At 66.7% G+C, this 23502-nt stretch carries 29 protein-coding genes and 1 pseudogene; 15 read left to right on the plus strand and 15 right to left on the minus strand.

The genetic code is table 11. From position 1 onward, the window contains the following. Positions 1–29: 29 nt before the first annotated feature. Positions 30–1106, plus strand: coding sequence for a Gfo/Idh/MocA family oxidoreductase (locus tag CCK87_RS16945; RefSeq protein ID WP_086462584.1), 1077 nt, complete (start codon positions 30–32; stop codon positions 1104–1106). 23 nt (positions 1107–1129) lie between these two features. On the opposite strand, the gene CCK87_RS16950 is transcribed toward CCK87_RS16945, so the two are convergent. Next, complete coding sequence (locus CCK87_RS16950; protein ID WP_235480670.1) at positions 1130–1342, minus strand: DUF3072 domain-containing protein; 213 nt, start codon at positions 1340–1342, stop codon at positions 1130–1132. A gap of 273 nt (positions 1343–1615) precedes the next feature. Here CCK87_RS16950 and CCK87_RS16955 point away from each other — a divergent pair, with 273 nt between their 5' ends. Beyond that, the gene (locus CCK87_RS16955) at positions 1616–2272 is read left to right on the plus strand and encodes a TetR/AcrR family transcriptional regulator (protein ID WP_086462585.1); all 657 of its coding nucleotides are present in this window, start codon (positions 1616–1618) and stop codon (positions 2270–2272) included. Positions 2273–2283: 11 nt separating this feature from the next. Here the strand turns inward: CCK87_RS16955 and CCK87_RS16960 are convergent, their stop codons facing one another. Further along, entirely contained in the window at positions 2284–2490 is a 207-nt protein-coding gene (locus CCK87_RS16960) for a hypothetical protein (protein ID WP_086462586.1), read from the minus strand. A 157-nt stretch (positions 2491–2647) separates the two neighbouring features. Here CCK87_RS16960 and CCK87_RS18405 point away from each other — a divergent pair, with 157 nt between their 5' ends. Next, positions 2648–2824: a hypothetical protein gene (locus tag CCK87_RS18405; RefSeq protein WP_170927338.1), complete on the plus strand. Its 177-nt coding sequence runs from the start codon at positions 2648–2650 to the stop codon at positions 2822–2824. Positions 2825–2855: 31 nt separating this feature from the next. Here CCK87_RS18405 and CCK87_RS16965 read toward each other — a convergent pair whose 3' ends face one another. The 4 genes from CCK87_RS16965 to CCK87_RS16980 all read right to left on the minus strand — a co-directional run bounded on the left by CCK87_RS16965 (position 2856) and on the right by CCK87_RS16980 (position 6751). After that, positions 2856–4511, minus strand: a complete 1656-nt coding sequence (locus tag CCK87_RS16965; protein ID WP_249273957.1) for a RecQ family ATP-dependent DNA helicase — start codon at positions 4509–4511, stop codon at positions 2856–2858. A gap of 262 nt (positions 4512–4773) precedes the next feature. After that, a complete protein-coding gene (locus tag CCK87_RS16970) occupies positions 4774–5136 on the minus strand; it encodes a DUF2834 domain-containing protein (protein WP_086462587.1) in 363 nt (120 codons plus the stop codon). Beyond that, positions 5133–6128 carry a hypothetical protein gene (locus CCK87_RS16975; RefSeq protein ID WP_249273958.1) on the minus strand — a complete coding sequence of 332 codons (996 nt, stop codon included), beginning with the start codon at positions 6126–6128 and terminating at the stop codon, positions 5133–5135. Before CCK87_RS16975 ends, CCK87_RS16970 begins: the two co-directional genes overlap by 4 nt. Further along, complete coding sequence (locus CCK87_RS16980) at positions 6128–6751, minus strand: MerR family transcriptional regulator (RefSeq protein ID WP_086462588.1); 624 nt, start codon at positions 6749–6751, stop codon at positions 6128–6130. Before CCK87_RS16980 ends, CCK87_RS16975 begins: the two co-directional genes overlap by 1 nt. A 72-nt stretch (positions 6752–6823) precedes the next feature. On the opposite strand from CCK87_RS16980, the gene CCK87_RS16985 reads away from it, so the two are divergent. Continuing rightward, positions 6824–8323, plus strand: a complete 1500-nt coding sequence (locus CCK87_RS16985) for a SulP family inorganic anion transporter (protein WP_086462589.1) — start codon at positions 6824–6826, stop codon at positions 8321–8323. 9 nt (positions 8324–8332) lie between these two features. After that, positions 8333–9310, plus strand: a complete 978-nt coding sequence (locus CCK87_RS16990; protein WP_086462590.1) for an NAD(P)H-quinone oxidoreductase — start codon at positions 8333–8335, stop codon at positions 9308–9310. A gap of 40 nt (positions 9311–9350) precedes the next feature. On the opposite strand, the gene CCK87_RS16995 is transcribed toward CCK87_RS16990, so the two are convergent. The 4 genes from CCK87_RS16995 to CCK87_RS17010 all read right to left on the minus strand — a co-directional run bounded on the left by CCK87_RS16995 (position 9351) and on the right by CCK87_RS17010 (position 12103). Beyond that, on the minus strand, positions 9351–10022 hold the full coding sequence (locus CCK87_RS16995; RefSeq protein WP_086462591.1) for a cyclodeaminase/cyclohydrolase family protein: 672 nt from the start codon (positions 10020–10022) through the stop codon (positions 9351–9353). A 25-nt stretch (positions 10023–10047) separates the two neighbouring features. Next, positions 10048–10314, minus strand: a complete 267-nt coding sequence (locus CCK87_RS17000; RefSeq protein WP_086462592.1) for a hypothetical protein — start codon at positions 10312–10314, stop codon at positions 10048–10050. Positions 10315–10383: 69 nt separating this feature from the next. Next, positions 10384–10974, minus strand: coding sequence for a hypothetical protein (locus CCK87_RS17005; RefSeq protein WP_086462593.1), 591 nt, complete (start codon positions 10972–10974; stop codon positions 10384–10386). Between the two features lie 52 nt (positions 10975–11026). Next, on the minus strand, positions 11027–12103 hold the full coding sequence (locus CCK87_RS17010; RefSeq protein ID WP_086462594.1) for an alpha/beta hydrolase: 1077 nt from the start codon (positions 12101–12103) through the stop codon (positions 11027–11029). A gap of 156 nt (positions 12104–12259) precedes the next feature. On the opposite strand from CCK87_RS17010, the gene CCK87_RS17015 reads away from it, so the two are divergent. Genes CCK87_RS17015 through CCK87_RS17035 form a run of 5 tightly spaced genes read left to right on the plus strand, consistent with a single transcriptional unit; the run spans position 12260 to position 15671 of the window. Beyond that, positions 12260–12880, plus strand: coding sequence for a DUF2510 domain-containing protein (locus CCK87_RS17015; RefSeq protein ID WP_086462595.1), 621 nt, complete (start codon positions 12260–12262; stop codon positions 12878–12880). A gap of 34 nt (positions 12881–12914) precedes the next feature. Beyond that, entirely contained in the window at positions 12915–13841 is a 927-nt protein-coding gene (locus CCK87_RS17020) for a DUF5996 family protein (protein WP_086462596.1), read from the plus strand. Positions 13842–13871: 30 nt separating this feature from the next. Beyond that, the gene (locus tag CCK87_RS17025) at positions 13872–14369 is read left to right on the plus strand and encodes a hypothetical protein (RefSeq protein WP_086462597.1); all 498 of its coding nucleotides are present in this window, start codon (positions 13872–13874) and stop codon (positions 14367–14369) included. A 34-nt stretch (positions 14370–14403) separates the two neighbouring features. After that, on the plus strand, positions 14404–14928 hold the full coding sequence (locus tag CCK87_RS17030) for a hypothetical protein (RefSeq protein ID WP_086462598.1): 525 nt from the start codon (positions 14404–14406) through the stop codon (positions 14926–14928). After that, positions 14925–15671 (plus strand): SDR family oxidoreductase, encoded by a 747-nt coding sequence (locus CCK87_RS17035; RefSeq protein WP_086462599.1) that lies wholly within the window; start codon positions 14925–14927, stop codon positions 15669–15671. The genes CCK87_RS17030 and CCK87_RS17035 overlap by 4 nt, the downstream gene beginning before the upstream one ends. 82 nt (positions 15672–15753) lie before the next feature. Here the strand turns inward: CCK87_RS17035 and CCK87_RS17040 are convergent, their stop codons facing one another. Beyond that, positions 15754–16224: an Lrp/AsnC family transcriptional regulator gene (locus CCK87_RS17040; RefSeq protein WP_086462600.1), complete on the minus strand. Its 471-nt coding sequence runs from the start codon at positions 16222–16224 to the stop codon at positions 15754–15756. Between the two features lie 99 nt (positions 16225–16323). Here CCK87_RS17040 and CCK87_RS17045 point away from each other — a divergent pair, with 99 nt between their 5' ends. Beyond that, the gene (locus CCK87_RS17045; protein ID WP_086462601.1) at positions 16324–16980 is read left to right on the plus strand and encodes a YitT family protein; all 657 of its coding nucleotides are present in this window, start codon (positions 16324–16326) and stop codon (positions 16978–16980) included. Positions 16981–17152: 172 nt separating this feature from the next. On the opposite strand, the gene CCK87_RS17050 is transcribed toward CCK87_RS17045, so the two are convergent. Both CCK87_RS17050 and CCK87_RS17055 read right to left on the minus strand, forming a co-directional pair. Next, positions 17153–18238, minus strand: coding sequence for an NYN domain-containing protein (locus CCK87_RS17050; RefSeq protein ID WP_086462602.1), 1086 nt, complete (start codon positions 18236–18238; stop codon positions 17153–17155). Positions 18239–18376: 138 nt separating this feature from the next. Then, positions 18377–18799 carry a VOC family protein gene (locus tag CCK87_RS17055; RefSeq protein WP_086462603.1) on the minus strand — a complete coding sequence of 141 codons (423 nt, stop codon included), beginning with the start codon at positions 18797–18799 and terminating at the stop codon, positions 18377–18379. A gap of 110 nt (positions 18800–18909) precedes the next feature. On the opposite strand from CCK87_RS17055, the gene CCK87_RS17060 reads away from it, so the two are divergent. Continuing rightward, positions 18910–21033 (plus strand): acyltransferase family protein, encoded by a 2124-nt coding sequence (locus CCK87_RS17060; protein ID WP_086462639.1) that lies wholly within the window; start codon positions 18910–18912, stop codon positions 21031–21033. A gap of 59 nt (positions 21034–21092) precedes the next feature. Beyond that, a complete protein-coding gene (locus CCK87_RS17065) occupies positions 21093–21689 on the plus strand; it encodes a DUF998 domain-containing protein (protein WP_086462604.1) in 597 nt (198 codons plus the stop codon). A 3-nt stretch (positions 21690–21692) separates the two neighbouring features. Here the strand turns inward: CCK87_RS17065 and CCK87_RS17070 are convergent, their stop codons facing one another. Both CCK87_RS17070 and CCK87_RS17075 read right to left on the minus strand, forming a co-directional pair. Next, the gene (locus tag CCK87_RS17070) at positions 21693–22196 is read right to left on the minus strand and encodes a 2'-5' RNA ligase family protein (RefSeq protein ID WP_086462605.1); all 504 of its coding nucleotides are present in this window, start codon (positions 22194–22196) and stop codon (positions 21693–21695) included. Positions 22197–22198: 2 nt separating this feature from the next. Next, positions 22199–22606 (minus strand): arsenate reductase ArsC, encoded by a 408-nt coding sequence (locus tag CCK87_RS17075; RefSeq protein ID WP_086462606.1) that lies wholly within the window; start codon positions 22604–22606, stop codon positions 22199–22201. A 114-nt stretch (positions 22607–22720) separates the two neighbouring features. Between CCK87_RS17075 and CCK87_RS17080 the strand changes: the two genes are divergently transcribed. Next, a complete protein-coding gene (locus CCK87_RS17080) occupies positions 22721–23098 on the plus strand; it encodes a PLDc N-terminal domain-containing protein (RefSeq protein ID WP_086462607.1) in 378 nt (125 codons plus the stop codon). A 168-nt stretch (positions 23099–23266) separates the two neighbouring features. Continuing rightward, positions 23267–23502, plus strand: a pseudogene (locus CCK87_RS17085) (hypothetical protein); the annotation flags it as partial.

Here is a 23502-nt window from a genome sequence, read left to right on the forward strand (position 1 = left end):
CCGCCAGCGGGTGCCGGTAGCCTCGAGGCATGTCGACCGCCACACCGTTCTCCCGCCCCATCCGCACCGGAATCATCGGATTCGGCCTCTCCGGTCGCGTGTTCCACGCACCGTTCCTCGCCACGAACCCCGACTTCGAGGTGTCGGTGATCGTCACGTCGAATGCCGAGCGTGCAGCCGAGGCCGCGCAGCTGCATCCGGCCGCCGTCATCGTCGACACGGTCGACGAGCTGTTCGAGCGCGCGACTCAGGGGCAGCTCGACCTCGTCGTGATCGGTTCGCCGTCGGGCACTCACGCCGAACTCGCCGACAGGGCCCTGGATGCCGGGGTCGCCGTCGTGGTCGACAAGCCCTTCGCCGTCACCAGTGCTGAGGGTCTCGCCCTCATCGAGAAGGCCGAGCGGCTCGGCCTTCCGTTCACCGTCTTTCAGAACCGGCGGTGGGATGGCGATTTCCTGACGCTGGCCTCGCTACTCGAGGCCGGGCAACTGGGTGAGGTGCGCCGCTTCGAATCCCGCTTCGAATGGTGGAAGCCGGTGCAGGCGAAATCGTGGAAGGCCGAGGCCACCCCCGCCGAGGGCGGCGGCGTCCTCTATGACCTCGGAGTCCACCTGATCGATCAGGCCCTGCAGCTCTTCGGCGATGTCGAAGGGGTGCACGCGGAGGTGCTCACCCGTCGGGAGGACGGAGCGGCCGATGACGACACCACCGTGCTGCTCGAGCACCGCTCGGGGGTGCGCACCCAGCTGTGGATGAACGGCATGGCGGCCCAGGTCGGCGCGCGTTTTCACGTGCTGGGTTCGACCTCGGCGTACACGAGCTGGGGACTCGACCCGCAGGAGGCGCAGTTGCGCGACGGCGCTCTGCCCACCGACGACGGATTCGGCGTCTATGGAGAGGACCGCTGGGGACTTCTCGGCGTCGATGGCGAGGTCGTCGCTCTGCCTACGCAGGCAGGCAAGTACGCCACGTTCTACGAGCTGCTCGCCGAAGCGCTGCTGCGCGGCGGCCCGCTGCCGGTCGACCCGCGCGACGCCCTGCGATCGCTCGAGATCATCGAACTGATCCACACGGCCGTCGGTTCGTACGGCAGTAGCGCCGAATAGCTCGCGGGCCGACGGCGCGCGGTCTACTGGCCTCGGCCGGTGACCTTCTGCAGGCGATCGATGTGCTCGGATGCCTCGGCCTTCGTGAGGGTGGCGGGAAGCTCTTCGCCGGCCTCACGCGCGAGCGTGTCGAGGTAGCTCTTCTGCGGGCCGGTCATCGGCTCGTCGCCGGTGACCCAGTCTTCGGGATCTTTCGCCGCGGATGAGTCGTCGCCGTCGGGTCGAGGTGCGCCCAGCGTCTCGGCCTCGCCGCCTTCGGAAGCCGTTGCTGCTGAGGAGTCGTTCTGAGTGATCGAGGGTGTTGCGGGCTCGACGGCCGCGTCGCTGTTCTGGATGTCTGACATGCTCACCACGCTACGGGTGACGACCGACACGGGGCCGGGGGTGGCGCATCCGGCCTCGGCAGAGTAGCGACCGCCGACAGCGCCCTCGCGAAGCTGCGGACAGGCTGAACGCTGGGCGTGTCACCCCAATTTGAGGGTCAGTGAAACTGGGTAGTGTTATGCCTTATGCCCAATGAACCCGTCGATGTCGCGCGCGCCACTCTCCGCCGCAGCCCGCGCCAGGATCGCAGTGCCCAGCGAATCGAATCCATCCTCGACGCCACGGCGGCCCTGATCGATGAGGTGGGCTACGGCAATGTCTCGCCGACACTCATCGCCAAGCGCGTGGGCATGTCCGGCCCGGGCATCTACCGCTACTTCGACGGCATGACCGCGATCGCCGCCGCGCTCGCCACTCGCAATCTCACGCGCCTCATGCAGGCGTCGAAAGATGCCCTCGAGAGCAGAGATGCCGAGTGGCAGGAACTGCTCGGCCGGGTCATCGCGGCGTATTGCACGCTCTACAAGACAGAGCCGGGATTCCGATGGCTGAGGCTGGGCGACGCTATCGATCGCAACCTCATCGACAACACCGACAGCAACCGCACGGTTCTCGCCCATCAGGTCGGGGAGTTGTTCTTCGAGCGCTTCGAGGTGTCGCGTAAACGGCCCGATCTGCTCAAGCACGTCGAGGTGGTGATCGAGATCGTCGACACCCTCACCGCCAAGGCATTCGAGACCGATTCGACGGGCGATCAGTTCTTCATCGACGAGTGCACCCGTCTGGCCACCGGCTATCTCGAGGACTACCTCGTTCGCACGCAGAGCTACCTCGACGCCTGAGCGTCGTCTCGCTAGTCGGCCTCGGTCGACCCGGCTCCCGGTGAGCGCAGATCGAGGTCGTCGTCGCCCACGCCGTCGGTCGGCAGCTGTTCCTCGACTGCGCCGAAGGAGTGCGACACCGCTTCGGTTGCCGCCACGCCCTCTGTCTCGACGCCCGGAACGATCTGTTCGCCCTCGTCGACCTCTTTTTTGTCGAACTCGCTCTGCTGGTCACTCATGCTGTCGTCCAATCCGGCAGGTCTCTGTCCTGCCTCGATTCATCACCGTCTTCGACGGCTCATCCAGGCAAGCACGTCAGGCCTCGGCGCGCCAGCCCCTGGCAGGACCAGGCGAATCGCATTTGACTGGTGTCCGTTACCGAATCGAAGGAGCAGCATGTCAGACAAGATCCCCACCGAGGGCGAGAAGCTCGGCGAAGACGGCACCATCCCGAACTCCGACGACGGAATCGCGTTGGGACACGGCGAGGCCTCTCACTTCAACGTAGAAGAAGACGAGCAGGCCGACTCCGGCAGTGCGAAGAAAGACCTCGAAGACCCCGCGCAGAACTGAGAAGAACCGATCGGGGTGACTCGGCTCCGGGTCAGGCGGGCAGCACGGTCAGCAGCCGATTCTGCTGCACCGCCTCGACCGAGAGCACTTTGTAGCCCTCGTCGTCGAAGAACACGGTGATCCGGTCGTCTTCGACGCGCATCACGACCCCGGCGCCCCACTTGCGATGCTTGACTCGGTCGTCTACCTCGAACGCAGCCGATCTCGTGTCGTCGTGTTCGCGCGCGAACTCCTCGTAGGCGACACCCGCGGAGCACGTGTCGCAGTTGCCGCAAGGGCTCGGCAGTTCTTCGCCGAAGTAACCGAGCAGAAAGATGCGGCGGCACTCGAGGGTCTCCGCATAGCCCCGAACCATCTGCACTCGAGACTTCTCGACGCGGTGCTGGGCCTCGGCGCGCTGCACCGCGATGCGAGCGGCGGTCGCGGGCGAGCGGCGGCCGATGGCATTGAGCCCAGCAGCTGTCGCGGTGAGGAGTTCGGCCTCCTCGAGCAGGTTGACCAGACCGCGGCAGGTGCGGGCCGAAAGCTCGAGTTCGCGAGCCAGATCGGCCAGAGAGATCGACGGCGACTTCTTGACCGCGGCGTAGACGCGGGCGATCGACTCCTCCGACGGCACTCCTGAGGCGAAGAAGGTGCGCAGGCCCAGGTCTTCGGCCCGGTAGTGCAGGGTCGCCAGCGAGTCCTCTCCATCTCGACCCGCGCGCCCGACCTCCTGGTAGTAACTGTCGATCGAGTCGGTCACCGCCTCGTGCACCACGAAACGCACATCGGGTTTGTCGATGCCCATGCCGAACGCGCTCGTCGCCACCACGATGTCGAGGGTTCCATCGGTGAAGCGGTTGTGCACGTCCTCCCGATGGGCGTCGGGCAACCCCGCGTGATAGGCGTCGGCAGGGATGCCTTCGGCTCGGAGAGCGTCAGTGTATCGTTCGGCGTCGGCGCGGGTCGCGACGTACACGAGGCCGGGACCCGTCGCATCCATCACCTGACGCACGACGGCGCGACGCTTGTCGTCGTCGCTCTCGTGGCGAACGACCTCGAGCCTGATGTTGGGTCGGTCGAAGCCTCGGGCGAGAATGAGGGCGTCGCGCAGCCCGAGGCGTTCGACGATGTCGGTGCGCACGGGGCCGGAACCGGTCGCGGTCAGGGCGATCACGGGGGGATGCCCGAGCTGTTCGATGACCTCGCCGAGCCCCAGGTAGTCGGGGCGGAAGTCGTGCCCCCACGACGACACGCAGTGCGCCTCGTCGACGGTGAAGAGGCTGACGCCGCGCGCCGCCAGGCGAGAGACGACGGACGGCTTGGCGAGTTGTTCGGGCGAGAGGAAGACGAAGCACTGCTCGCCGGCTTCGACCGTGGCCCAGGCATGCTCGACCTCTTTTTCGGAGAGCGACGAGTTGATGGCGACGGCGGTGCGCCCGTGCATCTCTCGCAGCGAGCGAACCTGGTCGTCTTGCAGGGCGATGAGCGGAGAGACCACCACGGTCACTCCTCCGAGCAGCGTGCCGGCGAGCTGGTACACGGCTGACTTGCCGTAGCCCGTGGGCATCACCGCGAGTACGTCCCGACCGGATGTCGGCGCCCGAACCGCCTCGATCTGCCCCTCGCGCAGACGGTCCAACCCGAAGATTCGAAGGGCGGTGTCGGCAATGAGTGGGGCGGGTACCGTGGATTGTGCTGTAGTCACGCGACTACGAAACCATACGAGTCAGATCTTCAGGGTGACCCTTGCGAACATTCGACGCTGGTGGCACGTTCGGCATCGACGACGGCCCCGTGGCATACGAGCGCCTGCACGAGGGCTCCATCCGGGGACGCGCCGTGATCTTGCCCAACGGCTGAGTCTCAGACCTGCTGAACCGCATTACAGGACAGATCGGGGGCCACGCTGCCGACAAGACCGAGAATCGCCGTTGTGATTCGAAATGTCCTGTGGTGCGGTTCGGCTACTACCTACGCGTCGGTGTTGCCTCGCCCCGCTGACGGGTCAACTCGCGCTCGCGTGCGCAGAGGAACAGGGGGAAGGCGAACGCGAGCGCGACCAGGGGGACGAGCACGATGTAGATCGCGATGCCTCGCATGCGTAGTCTCCTGGCCTCGGCGACCATCAGAACGATCGCAGCGACAGCCACGACGGCGAGGTCGACACCGAGGGAGTTCACCGACGGCCCGCTGCCGAACCACTCGCCCAGGAAGTCGCGGTTCTCGACGATGGCGGTGATGTTGAAGGTCCAGGTTCCGACCAGTCCGATGACTGCCAGCACGAGGTAGAGCACGGCGGTCGCACTCCAATTGCCACGAAGCCGGTTCATGAGTGCACCTTCTCTGTCTTCTCGGCGATCGGCGATTTTTCGTCGAACAGGCCCCGTTCTGTCTGCAGTGGATGCCGCGCGGCGGCAACGAGCACGATGACGGCGGCAGCCACCGAGACCGCGCCGACGCTCCAGCCCGCTACGAGGATCCCACCCTGCGGCCGCACGATCGACTGGCCGATCAGTGCCTGCGTCGTCAGTACGGCCAGCATTGCCGCGAAGGCGGCCGCCGCCACGACCACCAGTCGAGTGCGCACGCGGTCGTCGGAGAGAATTCGGATGCGCCCGGCCAGCGCGCCGAGGATGATCGCGAACAGCGGCAACAGCTGGAGTGCGTGCATTCCGACGAAGTGCGGGATGCGCAGATCGCCGCTCACGGTACTCCACCCGAGGAGGGGCAGGCCGGGCCCTCCGTCTGCGCTGCCCACGGTGTGGGCCCCCACGATGCCCTGATAGTCGTCGAGCTGCTGGGCGGTCGGTCCCGTCATCAGAAACGCCAGTCCGAGGCCGATGAGAGCGAGAGCCGCGCCGGTGCGAACGGCCACGGTGAGCGAGACGGTGGGTAGCGGCATCCAGAACAGCAGCACGGTGGTGACGAATGTCGCCACGTAGAGAACCGTGATCGACACGGCCATGGTGCCCCAGAGTGCCGTGGCGAACGGAGTGGACACGTTGAAGTGGCTCGTCGTGGCCGACGCAGCTGCGCCCACGATGGCGATCTGCTCGACGGCGACCGCCACCGCGATCACGGTGCCGGCGGTGTGCGCGACCTTTCTGAATCGCGGAAGGTGAGCGATCAGCCAGGCCCACGTGACGCAGTAGAGCAGAATCGACAGCGAGAATTTCAGCGGCTTGAGCCAGACCTCCGCGCCGGCCACCTGTCTGGGGTCGACGGCGGCACCGACGAGACACACTGCGGCGCACAGCACCATCAGCGCGGCCACCGCCATCAGCGGTCGATGCCAGGCGTAGGCGCGTTTCAGAGACAACATCACAGGTTCCGTTCTGACGTTCGGTGGGCCTGGGCGATGCGCCGCAGCCCGATTGAGAGGGGATCGCCGAGCACGGTGCCCACGACCATGAGTTCGGTTCGTTCGGAGGGGTCGGAGATCGCGCCGACGGCGTCGAGGTCGGCGGCGGCCACGATGTCGGCGGCCGCCGCGTAGCGATCGAGGTACTCGTCGCTCATGGTGTGCCCGGCTTTGGCGAAACCGTCGATGGCCTGCGCCAGGATGCGCCGACCCACGTTGTCGCGGCAGTCCTTCCATCCGGCACGGTCGATGACACCGTCGGCGCGCTCGAAGCTCTCGTCGGACGGCTCGCTCACATCGGCGACGGCATCGCGGGCGAGCGCGTTCTGCGCCACCTCAAAGGTCTCCGCGATCGGCTTCGACGTGTCGTCGAGGGCCGCGAGCACGGCGGTCGCCGAGCTGACCGACAGCTTGCCCACCTCGAGCAACGCCCGGATGAGCCGGAGCCGCTCGACGTGCGATTCGTCGTAGCTGGTGCGGTTTTCGCCGCTTCGTGCGCCGGCGTGAAGGAGGCCGGCGCGCACGTAGTACTTGATGGTGGCCGCCGGTGTTCCCGAGAGCTGTGAGACCTGAGAGATGAGCACCTGCTGATAGTAGCACTACCGATAGCGGCAGTACCAGCAGAATCTCAATAGATGCCGACGTAGGCTGTTGCGGTGCCAGCGCTCCCCGGATCTACCGCCCCTCAGCTCGAAGTCACGACCCTTCAGGCTCTTCGATCTCCCCGGCTCTTGAGTCGCGAAGTGCTCGCCGGCATCGTCACGACGCTGGCCCTGATCCCGGAGGTCATCTCGTTCTCGGTGATCGCCGGCGTCGATCCCAAGGTGAGCCTGGTGGCATCCATCGTTCTCGCCCTCACGATGTCTATCCTCGGCGGGCGGCCCGCGATGGTGACCGCCGCCGCGGGTTCTGTGGCGCTGGTCGTCGCGCCCCTCGTCAAGGATCACGGCGTCGAGTACCTGCTTCCTGCGATCATCCTGGCCGGCATCGTGCAGATCGCGTTCGGGGCGCTCGGGCTGGCCCGGCTCATGCGGTTCATTCCCCGCTCCGTCATGATCGGATTCGTCAACGCGCTCGGCATTCTGATCTTCGTCGCCCAGGTGCCGCACCTTCTGGGCGTGCCGTGGCTCGTCTATCCGCTGTTCGCTCTCACGGTCGCGATCATCCTGATCCTGCCGCGCTTCACCACGGCGGTGCCCGCGCCGCTGGTCGCCATCGTCGTCGTCACGGCGATCGTGATGATCGCGCATCTGAGCGTTCCCAACGTGGGCGACGAGGGCGAGATCGGCGGCGCGCTGCCCGGCATCACGCCGTTTCTCGCTCCGCTGAACCTCGAGACGCTGCAGCTCATCTGGCCCACGGCCCTGAGCGTCGCCTTCGTGGGACTCATGGAGACTCTTCTCACCGCGAAGCTCGTCGACGACATCACCGAGACCCGCTCGCACAAGAGCCGCGAGTCGTGGGCGCTGGGCGTCGCCAATATCCTCGCGGGCTTCTACGGCGGAATCGCCGGCTGCGCCATGATCGGCCAGACCGTCGTGAACGTCAAGATGGGTCGCGCGCGCACCCGCATCTCGACCTTCGTCGCCGGTCTGGTGCTTCTCGCTCTCGTGACCCTGCTCAGCGACCTCATGGCGCAGATCCCCATGGTGGCGCTCGCCGCGGTCATGATGATCGTCGCGATCACCACCGTCGACTGGCACAGCCTGCGTCCCGCAACGCTGCGCCGGATGCCCGTGCCCGAGACTCTCGTCATGGTCATCACGGTCGTGGTGGTCGTCGCGACCGGCAACCTCGCGCTCGGTGTGCTCGTGGGCGTGGTTCTCGCGATGGTGCTCTTCGCGCGCCGAGTGGCCCACGTCATCCGGGTCGACCGCGTCGCCGCCGACGATGGATTGTCTGCTCGCTACACGGTGCACGGGCCGCTCTTCTTCGGCAGTAGCAACGACCTGGTCGAGCACTTCTCGTATGCAACGGATCCTGACCGGGTGGTGGTCGACTTCGGAGCCGCTCAGATCTGGGACGCCTCGACCGTCGCCGCGCTCGATTCGGTCGAGAACAAGTACCGCCAACACGGCGTGACCGTGGCCTTCGAGGGGCTGGATGGGCGCAGCCGCGCGCTGCACACGCGCCTGTCCGGCCGGCTCGGCTCGTAGACTCGCGACATGCGAGCCATCACACTTCCCCGATTCGGCGATCCCTCAGTGCTGACGATCGCCGACGTCATCGAGCCTCCCGTCGGACCATCAGACGTGCGCATCGATGTCGTGGGTGCCGGCGTCAACGGCGCCGACATCTCGCAGCGCCGGGGTAACTACCCGCCGCCATCCGGCGCCCCGCTGTGGCCCGGCCTCGAGGTGTCGGGCATCGTCAGTGCCACCGGCGACGACGTCTCCGAGTGGCGGGTCGGCGACGAGGTGTGTGCTCTGCTGCCCGGCGGCGGATACGCCGAGCGCGTGGTCGTCGATCAGAGTCTGGTTCTGCCCGTTCCCGCGGGGGTATCTCTGCTCGATGCCGCCGCGCTGCCCGAGGTGGCTGCTACCGTCTGGTCGAACGTGTTCATGAGCGCCGAGCTGGTGTCGACCGAGGCCTTTCTGGCCCACGGAGGGTCGAGCGGAATCGGAGCAATGGCCATCCAGATCGCGGCGGCGCGTGGATCGCGCGTCTTCGCGACGGCGGGGTCTGCCGAGAAGGTCGCATTCGCCGAGCGACTCGGAGCCATCGGCATCAACTATCGCGAGCAGGACTTCGTGGAGGTCGTCAACTACGAGATGGGCGGAACCGGCGTCGACGTGATCCTCGACATGGTCGGCGGCGACTACATCGGCCGCGACATCCGAGCGCTCGCCGTGGGTGGACGCATCATGGTGATCGCGAACCAGAGCGGCGACACGAGTTCGTTCAACGTGGGCTCGCTGATGGCCAAGCGCGGACGCATCTGGGCGACGACGCTGCGGGCCAGGCCGCTGGCCGAGCGCGCCGCCATCATTGCGTCTGTGCGCGAGTCCGTGTGGCCCCTCATCGAGCAGGGGCTCGTGAAGCCCACCGTCGACAGCGTCTTCACGCCCGACGAGGCGGCCGACGCTCATCGACGCATGGAATCGAGCGCTCACATGGGAAAGATCCTGCTGCAGTTCGGCTGACGCGCTGCGTGCCCTTCGATGGGCTCCGGGAACGCGGGTGCTACACGTGGTCGGTCGGAGCCGCGCGGTCGTCGACCGCGGCCGTGATTGCGTCGATGCGGTCGCGTGCCCGGTCGAAGAGTGCGACCGAGCGCCAGACCTCGGGGTTCTCGTCGCGCACCTGCTCGCGGGGCTCCCCGGCCCGAGAGACGGCGGCGAGGTCGAAGCTCACATTCGTGCGCGCGCCCGTGATCGCGGCCCGCAGCGCGCCGAGGGCGACGACCACGTCGGCGATCAGGGCCGGGTTGCCGTGCAAGGCCAGCCACTCGAGGTCGTCGACGGCCTCGGATGCGCGACGCCCGAGAACACTCGATGCGCGGGCGGCGTCGACCGAGGCCGCGCGCACGGCGGCATCTCGTTCCGGCCCCTTCTCGAGGTGATAGGCGGCGCCGAAGGCCGAGGAGGCCGCCGAATCCTCGTCGGCGAGGCGCAGGGCGGTCTCGCGCAGCGACCGAGCGCGTGCCCGTAATTCGGTGAGATCGTCGGGTTGGCTGTCGCTCCGGCCGTCGGTGCGTTCCGAATAGCCCGCGACCATCGACATCAGCGATGCGGCGATGGCCAGCATCACGCCCGCTCCGGCGCCGCCACCTGGGGACCCGTTCGTTCCTGCCAGGGCGCGGGTCCACTCGTCGACGGTCGACGCCTCGGTGCTGACGGGGGGCTCTTCGTTCATGGAGCCAGTCTGCCAAGGGCAACCGCTACGAGATGACCCGCCACTCGCGGAAGAACTCCATCACGGTCTTCGAGTGCAGGTCGTTGTGCGCCTTCGCGAGCAGACGCCCCGCCTGATCAGGTTTCCCGGCATCGGTGCGCAGCTCGACGGCGCCGGTGTCGTGGCGCGTGACGACCAGCTCGCGGCGGCGGCGCAACGCCCAGGTGCGCACGGTGTCGATGCGCGCATCCAGATGATTGGATGCCGGGTCGAACGCGTCAGACTGCATGCTCGAGGCGGGATCGATGGCCATGCTTCGAGGCTAGGCGCGCGGCGAAGGGCGAGACAACCCCTTCGTGTGCGTCGGCGGAACGCCGGCCGGTCAGAGTTCTTCGGAGCCCGACTCGTCGCCCCACGACGAGATAGGGGCTGGGATGCGCAGCTCGCCGTCGGCGCCGCGGGCCACCACGTCGACGTGGTTGAGTCGGCTGGCGGCGACTCCGTTGCGCGAGACGAACCAGGTGCCGAGCATCAGAGAAGGTCCGGGGGCGGCCACACAGGCGCCCATCACGGTGAACGCACCGTAGGCGAGTTCGAAGTAGCGGGCCGCGATCACGTCGCCGTGCTGCAGGGTGGGAACGACGTCGGCCGGATCGCCCGAGGGGAGGGCCGCGAGCTCCTCGTCGCTGAGCGCTGCGACGCCCTCGTCGGCCAGGGCAGCTTGCGGATCGATGATCTCGAGAAGCTGCAGCGATTTGTCGGGCTTGAGGTTCGCATCCAGAGCCCGGCCCGCGACCATGAACGAGTTCGTCGTCTTTGAGAAGTGGGCCCGGCCTTCGATCGACACGACGCCGTAACGCGGGGTCGAGAACACGGCTTTGACGAGCGCACCCGATGTCAGCTCGGCGATGCTTGCGGTGAGCCCCTTGACGTTGCGCTTGCTGGGGATGATCAGCTCGGAGATCGACGGCACGAGGCTTCTCTCATTCGGTGGGTGTCGACATCAATTGAATCATCTGCGCTGCTCAGGCCGCGTCGGTGTGGGCCTCGAGGAAAGCGAGGGTGCGATCGAGCGCGGTGTGCGCATCATCGAGGTCGAGGTGGAACTGGTACTCGTGAGGAAGCGCGGGCTCGTGGTCGGCGGCCCAGAACAACTCGTCGACCTCGACGTCGGCCGCCTTCAGCGCGTTCGACATGGGAACCGACTCGACCCACGTGAGGGCATCTCCGTTTCCACCCGAGATGTAGGTCGCCGGAAACTCGGAGGTGACGAAGCCCAGGCTCGACATGGTCGCGCCGGCAGAGGTGTCGGACCAGTCTTTTGTGCCGGTGTAGGCCCAGAGCGAGATCTTGAACCCCCATGCCTCGATGCCGTTCAGTTCCGACATGCGCTGCAGGTCGTAGACGCCGCAGTTCAGAATCGTGCCCACGAGTTGCGTCGGCGACAGCGCCGGGTCGATGCCCACGACCGTCGCATAGGAGGGATTCGTGGTGATTCCGGCGAGCTCACTGGCGAGCTGCGCTCCCGCCGAATCGCCGGCCAGCACGATCTGCTCCGGGTCGACCCCGAGTTCTGACGCGTGCTCGTCGATGTAGGCGAGTGCGTCGTTCAGTTGGAATATCGCCGTCGGATAGATGGACTCGGGAGCGATCGAGTAGTTGAGTCCGATCGTCGTGTACCCCTCGGCAGCCAGGATCTTCAGATACGGGGCGACGTTGCTCTTGTCGCCGGAGATCCACGCGCCGCCATGAATCCAGACCACCGTCGGAAGTGGGCCCGTCGCGGATTCCGGGCGGAACGCATCCAGCGTCGTCGCGGCGCCGGCCGTGCCGTCGCCGTACTGCACGTCGAGCGTCTCGCTGACCCCGGATGCCGGAACGTACGGAAGCATCTCGGCCACCGTGTCGCGGCCACCTTTCTCGAAGACGGCGCGGATGAGCATGCTCGACGCCCACGGAGAACTCGACGTGAAAATCGAGATCACGAGCGCCACGGCGAGCACGCCGCCGAGGACCGAGATGATGCGACGTGCGCGTCGAGAGAGTCGGCGCGGTGTGCCCCAGGTGGGAACGTCTCTGTCTGTACCTGTGCGCTTGATCATGATCCCCCGATCCGCGACCAGTCTCGCAGCACCGAGGCTGCACGACAATACACTGTGTGTCGTACCTCGCTGGAGACAGACGTGACCGGCATTCCTCGAGAGCAGCGGATGCGCGGACGCCGCGAGCGGTTTACGCTCGTGTGGGGGTGAAGAGCTATGACTGATGTCGCTGCAGGCTGGTACGACGATGGATCCGGCGGAAAACGCTGGTGGGACGGTCGAGCCTGGACCACACGGCAGGCCGACATGCCGAAACCGACCGCGTCGTACGTACCCAAGCCCAAGTTGCCCGAGGGCACGCGCTGGGCTGCCGTGGGCAACCCCATCTCGAAGGTGGGCGCTGGGCGCTACCTGCTGATCCACGATCACCTCTTCGTGCACCTCGGCGACGCGGCCCGCACTCTGCACGACGTCGCCGTGATCGACATCGCCGAGATCGACGTCATTCAGAGCACACTCCAGAAGACCCGCGGGCTGGCTACGATCCGCGTGACCGTCGGTCACGGCGACGACATCAACCACCTGACCCTCGATGACGTGCGTGAGTTCCGCGAGGGGGTCGCCGCCATAACCGGCGCGATAGCCGACGCGCGACTCGCCGCCAATGGCGGGCTGGCCTCCGCTCGGCCCGAGGCCGCCGCCGAGCATGCTCCGGATGCCCCGGCGCCGGCTCGCGACTTCATCGCCGAGTTGGGCGCGCTGGCCGCGTTCCACCGCGACGGGGTGCTGACCGATGAGGAGTTCGCCGCCGCGAAGCGGAAGCTCCTGTCGCTCTAGCGAAGAAGAGGCGTCGACGGGCCATACTCGAACGATGGAGCATTTCGAGGCGGCGCCCTACGACAGCTGGCAGGACACGAAAGAGACGCTGCACCGCTTCGTGCAGATCGTCGGCAAGGTGCGACTCGCGTCGAGTGCGCGGCGTAACCACTGGTGGAACGTTCCTTTTCACCTCACCGCTTCTGGCATCACCACGCGCCCCATGGGGTTCGATCCCACCTTCGCGATCGACTTCGACTTCGTCGACCATCGCGTGCTCGTGCGAAACACCGACGGCCGCCGGGCGGGCATCGCGCTCGCGGGCCAGTCCGTCTCCTCGTTCCACGGCGAGGTGGTCGAGGCGCTGCGCTTTATCGGCGCGCCGGATGCCGCCGCGACGATCGTCGACGCGCATCCATTCGACCTGCCCGACGCAGCCCGCGCGTTCGCCGAGGACACGGAGCACGCGACGTACGATCCGGCGGCGGTGTCACGCTACTGGCGCGTTCTGAGCGATGTGAACCTGGTGCTCGAGGAGTTCAGTGGCCGGTTCTCGGGCAAGACGAGCCCGGTGCATCACTTCTGGCACACCTTCGACATCGCCGCGACGCGGTTCTCAGACGTGGTCGTGGCCCACACTGCAGAGGCGGATCCGGTGACTCGCGAGGCCTACTCGCGCGAGGTCGTGAGCGTGGGCTTCTGGTTCGGTGACCCGAGCTATCCGGCTCCGGCCTGGTATGCGTACACCTCGCCCGAGCCTGCGGGGCTCGCCGACGAGCCCTTGCCCGGAGACGCAGTGTGGCTCGATCGCGGAGCCAGTCACCTCGCCGTGCTCTCGTACGACCAGTCGCGAGCGAGCGGAGACCCGCGCGCCGCTGCGCTCGAGTTTCTGCAGGCCGCATATGAGGCGGGCGCACGCCTCGCCGGTTGGGACATCGAGCGGTACGCGTGCGTCGACGGGGTCACCGCCGCCATACTCTAAGCACGCACTCAGCGAGCAGAGAGGACGATCATGACCTTCGAACCCCCGGCCGTTCCGCCGTCATACAACCCGCCGCAGCCCACGCAGCAGCCCACGTACCAGCAAGCGCAGCAGCCGAGTTATGCGCAGCAGCCTCAGCAGCAGCCTCAGCCTCAGCAACCGCAGCCGCAGCATCCGGGTTACCCGCAGCAGACCAAGCAGGGCCGGCCGGCGCAACCGAAGAACACGCTCGGTCTGGTCTCTGCGATTCTCGGAGCCTCGAGCTATGCGCTGGGGTTCATCTTCACGTTCATTCAGCTCGGCATCTACGCGACGGGCGACCCGTCGTCATATGGCCTCCTCAACGGCACTCACACGGTTCTGAACGCCTTGCTCGGCGTCGGTGCCGTTGTACTAGGCGTTCTGGGGTATCTCAAGGGCGGCCCGTCGAGGCTTCTCGCCATCGTCGGCACGACACTGGGCGTCACGATGCTGCTCGACGTTCTCAACGGTGTCATCTTCACCATCGCGCTGCCGTTCACCTACTGATCCGCCTCGCAACGGTTTCTCGAAAGGACGCCCAGTGCAGCTGCCCCAGATCTACCTCTCGATAGAACCGACGGGCCCAGCCCAATGGAACTCGCTCACCTTCGGTCCGATGTTCCACCAGAACCTCTCGGCCTCATCGAGCAGCCAGGGTGGCTCTGTCGTGCGGGTGACGGAGCACGGAACCAGGGCGGTGCTGAACGACGACGTCGACATCTCGATCGAGTTCGGAATGGATGCCGCGACCATCCAGATCGACGCCCTCCTCGACTGGGTCAAACCGGCGAACTTCGAGTACGACAACGCGCGCCCCTTCTTCGTCGACCTCTTCTATCGGGGCAACCTCGTCGACCGGGTGATCGCGGTCTGGATCGACCAGTACCGCGCCGCCCTGCCGTTGCCCTACTCGGTCACGGCAGACGGGGGAGTGCCCGGCGCGGTGCCCACCTGGCACGTGTCGCGGCGCAGCTTTCTGCTCGTGCGACTGATCGATCAGTTGCGCGGAGGCCTTGAATTCGACCGCTACTTCGCGCTCTCCGGCCTGTCGCTCGACCGAGCATGAGCCGGTTCTCGGGCACCCGTGTCGTCGTGGTGGGCGGCGCTGGGGGCATCGGCAGCCGCATCGCCGAGCGATTCGCCGACGAGGGTGCCGACGTAATCGTGCTCGACCTCGCACGAGGCGACTCCTCACGTGCGTTCGACGATGCGAGCGAGCCGGCCCGGCGCATCCTGCACTGCGACCTCGTCGACGCCGCGAGCGTCGAAGCCGCCTTCGCCGTGGCCCGTGCCCACCTCGGCGGCATCGACGTGCTGGTGAACAGCGCGGGAATCCTGGCGCGTGGCAGCCTGCTCGATCTCACAGCGGAGCGCTGGGATCTCGTGATGGATATCAATGCCCGCGGCACGCTGTTCGCGATGCAGCATGTCGCCCGCGCCATGATCGATCAGGGCTCGGGAGGAACGATCGTGAACATCGCGAGCATGGCGGCCAAGGCCGGAGGGGCTGATGAGGGCGCGTACGCTGCGTCGAAGGCCGCGGTCGTGGGCCTCACCAGGGCGGCCGCGCTCGAGTGGGGCGAGCACCAGATCAGGGTGAATGCGCTGCTTCCCGGCTACGTGCTCACCGATATGGGCAAAGACACGCGCACCGACGACGATGTCGCCACCTGGTCGAAGAAGTCACCCTTGGGGCGCCTCGGCACACCGGATGACGTGGCCGGTTTCGCCCTGTTCCTCGCGTCGAGCGATGGCGAGTATCTGACCGGACAGTCGTTCAATGTCACCGGCGGAATGATCATGCACTGAGGTGGCGCTGCCTCTTCTGCCGCTGCATCGAGTGAGCACTTTCTGCCCGTGCGGAGCGCTCTCACCGACCGAAACTGCACACTCAAGCGTCAGTGGCTCGCTCCAGGAGCGGGCGGAGGCGCAGCGGCATCGTCTCGACCAGCGAGATCGCGGTGTTCGTGCGAACCACGCCCTCGATCGCGAGCATCGCCACGGTGATTCGGCGCAGTTCTTCTGTGCTTCGCGCGAGCACCTTGACCAGCAGATCTGCCTCGCCTGTCGTCGAGTGGATCTCGACGACTTCGGGCAGCTCGGCGATGCCCGCCTCGGCGAGGTGGCCCGTCGCCTGGCTGATGGCGATCGACACGAACGCGACGAGCGTGTACCCGAGCGCGGCGGGGTCGACACGGCGGCTCGGTTCCTTCAGCGCGCCGATGCGGGTGAGCCGAGCGAAGCGGGCGTGAACCGTGTTGCGTGCGACGCCGAGCGTTCGCGCGAGGGCGAGGACCGTCGCATCCGGATCGTCGTCGAGCGCGAGGAGGAGTCGGGCGTCGAGGGCATCGAGCGTGTTCACACGTGCATTCTGTCACTCGAACGCCCGGTCTGGTTGCAGGATGCTTAGTTGAACGGCGCTCGTTTGCGCGTGTGCTCGATCGGCTGAGAGCATCAGGCAATGACGTCTTCGAGCACCCTGCCCACCGCCGCGCCCCCCGTTGCGAGATCGGTGACGCAGGCATCGCCGGGACACACCATGCTCGAGGATGTCCTGGCCATCCTCATGGCCACGATCACCCTTTCGCTCGGAGTGCTGCTGCTGAAGACCACCGGAGCGGTGACCGGAGGGACCGCAGGGCTCTCGCTACTCCTCAGCTATGCGACGGCGCTGCCGTTCTCAATGCTGTTCCTGCTCGTGAACGTGCCGTTCTTCGCGCTGGCGTTCTGGAAGAAGGGGCTCGCCTTCACGGTGCGCTCCATCGTCTCCGTCAGCCTGGTGTCACTGCTCTCGTCGATCGTTCCGTCGCTCGTGAGCTTCGAGCACCTCAACCCGGTCTACGGAACCCTGGTCGGAAACTTGCTCGCCGGTGTCGGCATGCTGATCCTGTTCCGCCATGGTTCGAGCATGGGCGGCTTCAACGTACTCGCTCTCTTGACACAGGAGAAGCTCGGCTGGCGCGCGGGCTACGTGCAGATGGGGCTCGACGTCGCCGTCGTCCTTGCCGCCTTCGCCGTGGCCCCGCCGTGGATGGTGCTGCTCTCGGCGCTGGGTGCCGTCGTTCCGAACATCGTGCTGGCCTTCAACCACCGCCCTGGTCGCTACGCCCCGAGCTGAGCCGTCCGTCCGGCCCGTTGAGTCCGGCAAGCCTGTCGAGACGCGTGCCCGGGCACGCTCGTATTCAGGAAAACCGGGGCGGTGGCGACCGAAAACCGCGCCTTTCGCCGCTTTTTCCTGAATACGATCGCGCCACTGCGCCGAGGCGAACTCCGGGGAGCGCCAACTACGATCAGCGCTTGGCGTCGGCCGAGGAGAGCAGGCGGATGAGGCGCTGCTGTCCCTCTTCGGCCAGCTCGGCCACGTCGTCGCGCGAGGCGAGGAAGTCGGTGAACGAGCGGTAGCCCAACGGCTTCTCGTTGAACGAGGGGTCCATGCGCCGCATCTGGTTCTTCACCGAACCGGTGTTGAGCCACTCGTCGGCGTCGCCCTTGGCGTGGCCGATCTGCAGTGCGCGCACCAGGAGTTCCGTGGCCACAGTCTGCGCGTCCTCCGGCTCTGGCTCGGGCTCTTCGAAGGGCACGTCTTCGGTGTGCGAGAACATGGGGATCGTGACACGGCGTGACCGCGCGGGGGCCTTCTTCGGCTCGGCCTCGGTCTCTGCGTCGGCCTCGGCGGAACCCGAACCCGAACCCGAACCGGCGTCGACGACGCCGGCAGCGGCATCCACCGTCTTCTTCGAACCGCGGCGCGACGAGGTCGAACCGGCCGGCGCGACGACCTCGGGGCGCTTCTCGATGCCGGGCAGCGAGTCGTAGTCTTCGAACTCGTCGCAGGCTGCGGCCAGCGAGGTGCTCGTCGAGCCGGCAACGCCGATGCCGACGACGAAGCGTCCGAGGCGCTTGGCCTTCTGCGCGAGTGCGATGTAGTCGGAGTCGCCAGCCACGATGATCACGTGCGTGAGGTCGGGCAGGCGGAAGAGATCTTCGACCACATCGACGGCGAGGCGGATGTCTGCCCCGTTCTTGGTGCCGCGGGTTGTGGTCGTGAAGAGCTGGGTGAGGTCGACGGCCCGCGACATGAGCTGTCGCTGGTAGCTCGCGTTGACCGGAACCGACCAGTCGGCGTAGGCGCGGTTGACCACGGTCGTTCCGAAGCTGGCGGCGAAGTCGATGATCGCGCTGAAGTCGACGGTGGCCGCGGCCAGTCGGGCGGCGATCTCGGGGTCGTTGTTCGGGTCGGTCTTGTCGAAGTCGCGGATACCGTCGCGCTGAAAGGCGTTGCGCCCGTGCAGCTGCTGGTAACGCGAGATGACGATGTTGTCGAAGTCGATGTAGAGACCGACGCGCGCGTCGATCGGCTCGGTTGTTTCAGCCATGGTGAGCTCCTCGGTCGGCGGAAGACTCAGTAGCGATCCGGTGTGGACTTCCAGTCTCCCGCGGCGGGTGCGCCCAAGGCAAACACGTGCGGTCGCGGATCGGGGGGTCGGCGGGCCGGCCGATAGGTCGCTTGGCGGTCAGTCCGTCGTCACGAAGATGCAGAACGGATGCCCGGCCGGGTCTGCCAGCACGACGAGCGCCTCAGCCGGGTCGTCGATGCGGTCGTCGAGCAGGGTTGCGCCCAGGCTCAGAGCCCGGATGTTGTGGGTGCGGAGTTCGTCGAGGTTCGGAACGCTGAAATCGAGATGGAGTTGCTGCGGCCTGGGGCCTTCCGGCCACGTCGCCCGCTCGAGCTTCTCGACCTGCTGGAAGGCGAGCAGCCGTCGTTCGTCGGAGCCGAGCAGCACCAGCCAGTCTTCACCGGCGGGGTCGGGCTCGCCTGCTGCGGGCGCTTCGTCGCCGGGTTCGTAGCTCAGATCGAGCAACTGTCGGTAGAACTCGGCAAGCTCGCGGGCGTTCTCGGCGTCGAGCACGACCTGGCGAAAGGCGGGATGAGTCATCCCACGATTCTGCCCCGGTTGGAGAGCGCTTTCAACGTCGGCGCGATAGGCTCTGCACGGCTCAGACCGGGGGAGACGAGTAGTACGTGACGCATCAGAACAACGCGACCATGCCTGAAACAGACGACGCGACCGAGGTGACGCACCCGCGCGTCATTCGTGCAGACATCCAGGGCCTGCGGGCCGTCGCCGTGATCGCCGTGATCGTGAACCACGTGATCGAGTGGCCGAGTGGCGGGTTCGCCGGCGTCGACGTGTTCTTCGTGATCTCGGGTTTTCTCATCACCGGGCTCCTGCTGCGCGACCACCAGCAGCACGGCAGGATCTCGCTCGCCGGGTTCTACGCACGCCGCATCCGCCGCATCGTGCCCGCTGCCCTGACGGTCATCGTCGTGACAGCGGCGGTCGGCTACTTTCTCTTCAACCGCACTCGCGGTCTGTCGACGATCTGGGACGGCGTCTACTCGCTGCTCTTCGTGGCCAACTGGCGTTTCACGGCCCTCGGCACCGACTACTTCCATGCCACGGACCCCGCCTCCCCACTGCAGCACTACTGGTCGCTGTCGGTCGAAGAGCAGTTCTATCTCGTCTGGCCCTGGCTCGTCATCATCGTTCTCGCCATCGCGGTGAAGCTGCTGCGCTCGCCTGAACGGGCTCGTGTTGCGCTCGGTGTCGTCATGGCCGCGCTCGTAGTCGTGTCATTCCTCTACGCGGTACAGCAGACGGCCTCGAGCCCTGCAGCCGCCTACTTCTCCACGTTCTCTCGTGCCTGGGAGCTCGGCGCCGGAGCCCTGCTCGCGATCGCCGCGCCCCTTCTGGCCAAGCTGCCCACGGGCATCCGATTCGTCGTCGGATGGCTCGGCCTGCTCGCCCTGCTGTGGTCGTTCGTGCAGGTCACAGATAAGACCCCGTTCCCCGGGCCGGGTGCCGCGCTCGCGGTCGGCGCCACGATGCTCATCATCGTCGGCGGAATCGGGGGACGCCAGCGCTACCTCTTCGTGCTCGACAACCCGGTGAGCGTCTACCTCGGTAACCTCTCGTACTCGCTCTATCTCTGGCACTTCCCCGTGCTCGTCTTCGGACTCCTCCTGATGCCCGAGCAGACTCCGACGGTCACGGCGATCATTCTGGCGCTCACCCTCGCCCTCTCGATGATCTCGTTCTATCTGATCGAGCAGCCGTTCCATCACTCGCCCCTGCTGCGCCGCTCCGGCTCCCGCGCTGCGAGCCGCGAGGCCTGGCAGGCGTGGCGCGATCGCTTCGGGGCACACGCGATCCTCTCGACCGTCGCTCTGATGGTGGTCGGCGTGATCGTCGGCCTGAGTTCATTCAGCGTGCTGCGCGATCACACGCCGATGGCGGCTCCCGTCGCCGCTCCCGTTCCCGCCGAGAACCCCGAGGTACAGCTGCAGGCAGACCTGGCCGCCGCCCTCACCGCGACCGCGTGGCCCGACAACCTCTCTCCCTCGATCGACGACGCGATGTCGCAGACCTCGAACAACAACCCGGCCAGGCGCTGCTTCGACATCGGTGGCACGCCGAGCTTCGACGACTGCACGTGGGGCAACCGCAACGCTCCGCAGCACATGTACCTCGTGGGCGATTCGACCGCGATGGCCTATGCCCCGGCCTTCAAAGCGCTGGCCGAGGCTAGCGGCGATCAGTGGCAGATCACCACGATCGGGCTCTACGGATGCCGGTTCACCGACGTGCTCGTGCAGAACGACGGCGACGGCGTCATGGATGCGTGCCCGCAGCGCAAGCAGGACGTGGCCGATCGCATCCGGGCCGACGCGCCCCAGCTCGTCGTGATGTCGAACGCTTTCGCTCTGGGCCAGTCGAGTGACCGTCGGCCGCTGTCGACCGCCGACCTCGTCGCATCCACGCTTGCCGAAGCCGCCGGCTATAACGCGCCGGGCCGCATCGTGTACCTCGCGCCGCCGCCGCTGGGTGCGCCGCTCGGCCAGTGTTACTCGAAAGTGTCGAGCCCGATCGACTGCGCCGTGAACGTCGACCCGACCTGGAACGACTTCGAGGCGGCGTTCGAGGCCGCTGCGCCCGCCGCGGGCGATCACGCCGTGAGCTCGCTGCCGTTCAGCTGTGTCGATGGCCAGTGCCCCGCCTTCGCGGGCACGCTGCCCACGAAGTACGACCAGGTGCACATGACGGTGCAGTACTCCGAGCACGTGGCACCGGCCATCCGCTGGGCGCTCATCGCGCAGGGGCTCATGTAGTGGTGCATGATCGACAGTGAGCGCCGCCGTCGCCTGAACGGGGCCGAAGGAGTTCTCGAATGGTGATCGCAATCGCCGTGATCGCGTTGCTCGGTGTGGCCGTCTGCCTCGGCTGCCTGATCTATCTGCATGTGGCGCCGACCGGCCTGAACCCGGTGCACGACCCCGTGAGCCAGTACGGGATCACGGATTACTTCACTTTCTACAGGGCCGCCGCCCTGTCGCTGGGTGTCGCGGCTCTGATGCTCGCCGTCGCTCTGATCGAAGCACTGACCGAAGCGAATGCCGCCGGCATCGTGTTCCTCGTCATTCTGGGCTTCGCGCGCTTGACGATCGGGTGGGTGCCCATGGATGCGCCCGGCGCTCCCCGCACGGCTACCGGGCTGCGGCACAACCTGCTCGCCACCGCGTTCTTCGCGTCGGCCACGGTGGCGGCGTTCCTGTTCACCTCCACCTTCGCCGGCGACGCTGGGCTCTCGGGAATCGCGCCCGCGTCGGGCGTGCTCGCCTGGGCGATGGCGGTCTTCAGCGCGCTCATCTTGTTGACCAGCCTCGTCGGCCCCCTCAAGCGCTACTTCGGACTCGTCGAGAGACTCCTCTACGTGGCCGTGCTCTCCTGGATCGCGACAGTGGCGACCGCGCTCATCGCCGCCTGAGTTCTAGGCGAGGGGCGTGACCGTGCGCTCCGCCGCGTTCCACAGCCGCAGTGCCATCGCTTCGCCAACGATGTCGTCGCCGAGCAGCTCGAGGGCGCGGGCGAGATCGTCGAGCCGGATGCGGCGGGCCAGGGTGACATGCGGGATCCAGGCGCCGGGGTGCGAATGCGCGACCAGGCTCTCGGGCCGCACCGCCCCGTGGATGGTGGACTGCAGATCGAGCAGCGCCGACGTCGGAGCGACGAGCCGCGCGAGCACCCGACGATCGCCACTGCCGAACAGCACCGGCGCTCCGAGGGTGACGGCAAGAGGCAGCGGGGGCGTCGTGGGGCGACGTACGAGTTCGAGCGGCGCCGCTGCGACGAGAGTGAGGTGCGGCCTGTTGGTGCTTGCCGTGTGCGCGCCGAGACTCGAGAATCCGGCGCGTTCCAGCGCATCCCATTCGCCCCGCACCGCCGCCTCGGTCGACTCGTCGAAGGTCAGATCGATGCTCGAGAGTGCCGCCATGCTCAGGCCTCGGGCAGCAGTTGCGACAGAAGTGCCGTGACGCGGCCCTTGATCGAGTCGCGGATGGCGCGCACCTCGTCGAGGCTCTTGCCCTTCGGATCGACCAGCTCCCAATCTTCGTAGCGCTTGCCGGGAAAAATGGGGCAGACATCGCCGCAGCCCATCGTGATCACCACGTCCGACTCGCGCACGGCCTCGGTCGTCATGAGCTGAGGCACAGCGCGCGAGATATCGATGCCCTCTTCTGCCATGGCCTGGATGGCGACCGGGTTGATCTCGTGGCCGGGTTCGGAGCCGCCCGAGCGCACGGTGACGGCGCCGCGGGAGAGTGTGGTCATGTAGCCGGCGGCCATCTGCGAGCGACCCGCGTTGTGGATGCAGACGAAGAGAACAGTGGGCGCGGAGGGCATGGGCACACAGTACTGCGACGGGGTGACATGCTGCGAGGCGAGGTTTGCTCGGATTAGACGCAATCTGTATCGAAAGCTCGATTCCCGGTGCGAGGCCTGGTTAGACTGACGCGCATGCCGGTCATGACTGCTGTTCTCCTCGCGCTGATGATCGGCGCGCTCATCGACATCATTCTTCGACGCGACGATCAGGTGAAGCATCTGCCCAAGGTCGTGTGGGTTCTGCTGGTCGTCTTCCTTCCGCTGATCGGCAGCATCCTGTGGTTCACGATCGGACGCGAATACAGTCAGCCCATCAATCTGGGTGGCTTCGGAGATCCCCGTCGCCGGGAGAAGGCTGCGGGCACGTTCTCGTCGACGCAGACGATGCGGCTCAAGACCACCGAGGAAGAGCTGGCCGATCTCGAACGCGAGATCGAGTTCCACAAGCAGCAGGATCGCATCCGCCAGCTCGAGGCCGAACTCGAAGAGCGGCGCGCCAAGCCGGAGTGACCTGGCCTGCGGGTGCCGCTCTAACTCAGGAAAAACCACGCGGATACGCGCTCTTCGCGCGCGGCGACTCGGTATTTCCTGAATTGAAGCAAAGCGCGACCAAACCGCCTGCGTCAGGGTGCCGAATCATTCGTGTCTGCAACACCACCCAGCGAAGGAATCAACACCATGCGCAACTTCACGAAAGCAACACTCGGTCTTCTGACCGCCGGCATCCTGACCGTTTCGATGGCCGCCTGCTCCACGACGTCTGAGTCGACGGAGTCGACCTCGTCGTCGCCCACCTCGTCTGCCGAGTCGACCCCCACACCGGTCGCGTCGATCCCCAGCCTCTCCGGTGTCGACACCGCCGTCCTCCTCGACTCGGGCTTCGCCGCCGCTCTCACCAGCCTCGGCCTCACCCC

This window comes from Agreia sp. VKM Ac-1783, assembly GCF_900177765.1.
In the GTDB taxonomy this organism is placed as follows: Bacteria; Actinomycetota; Actinomycetes; order Actinomycetales; family Microbacteriaceae; genus Agreia.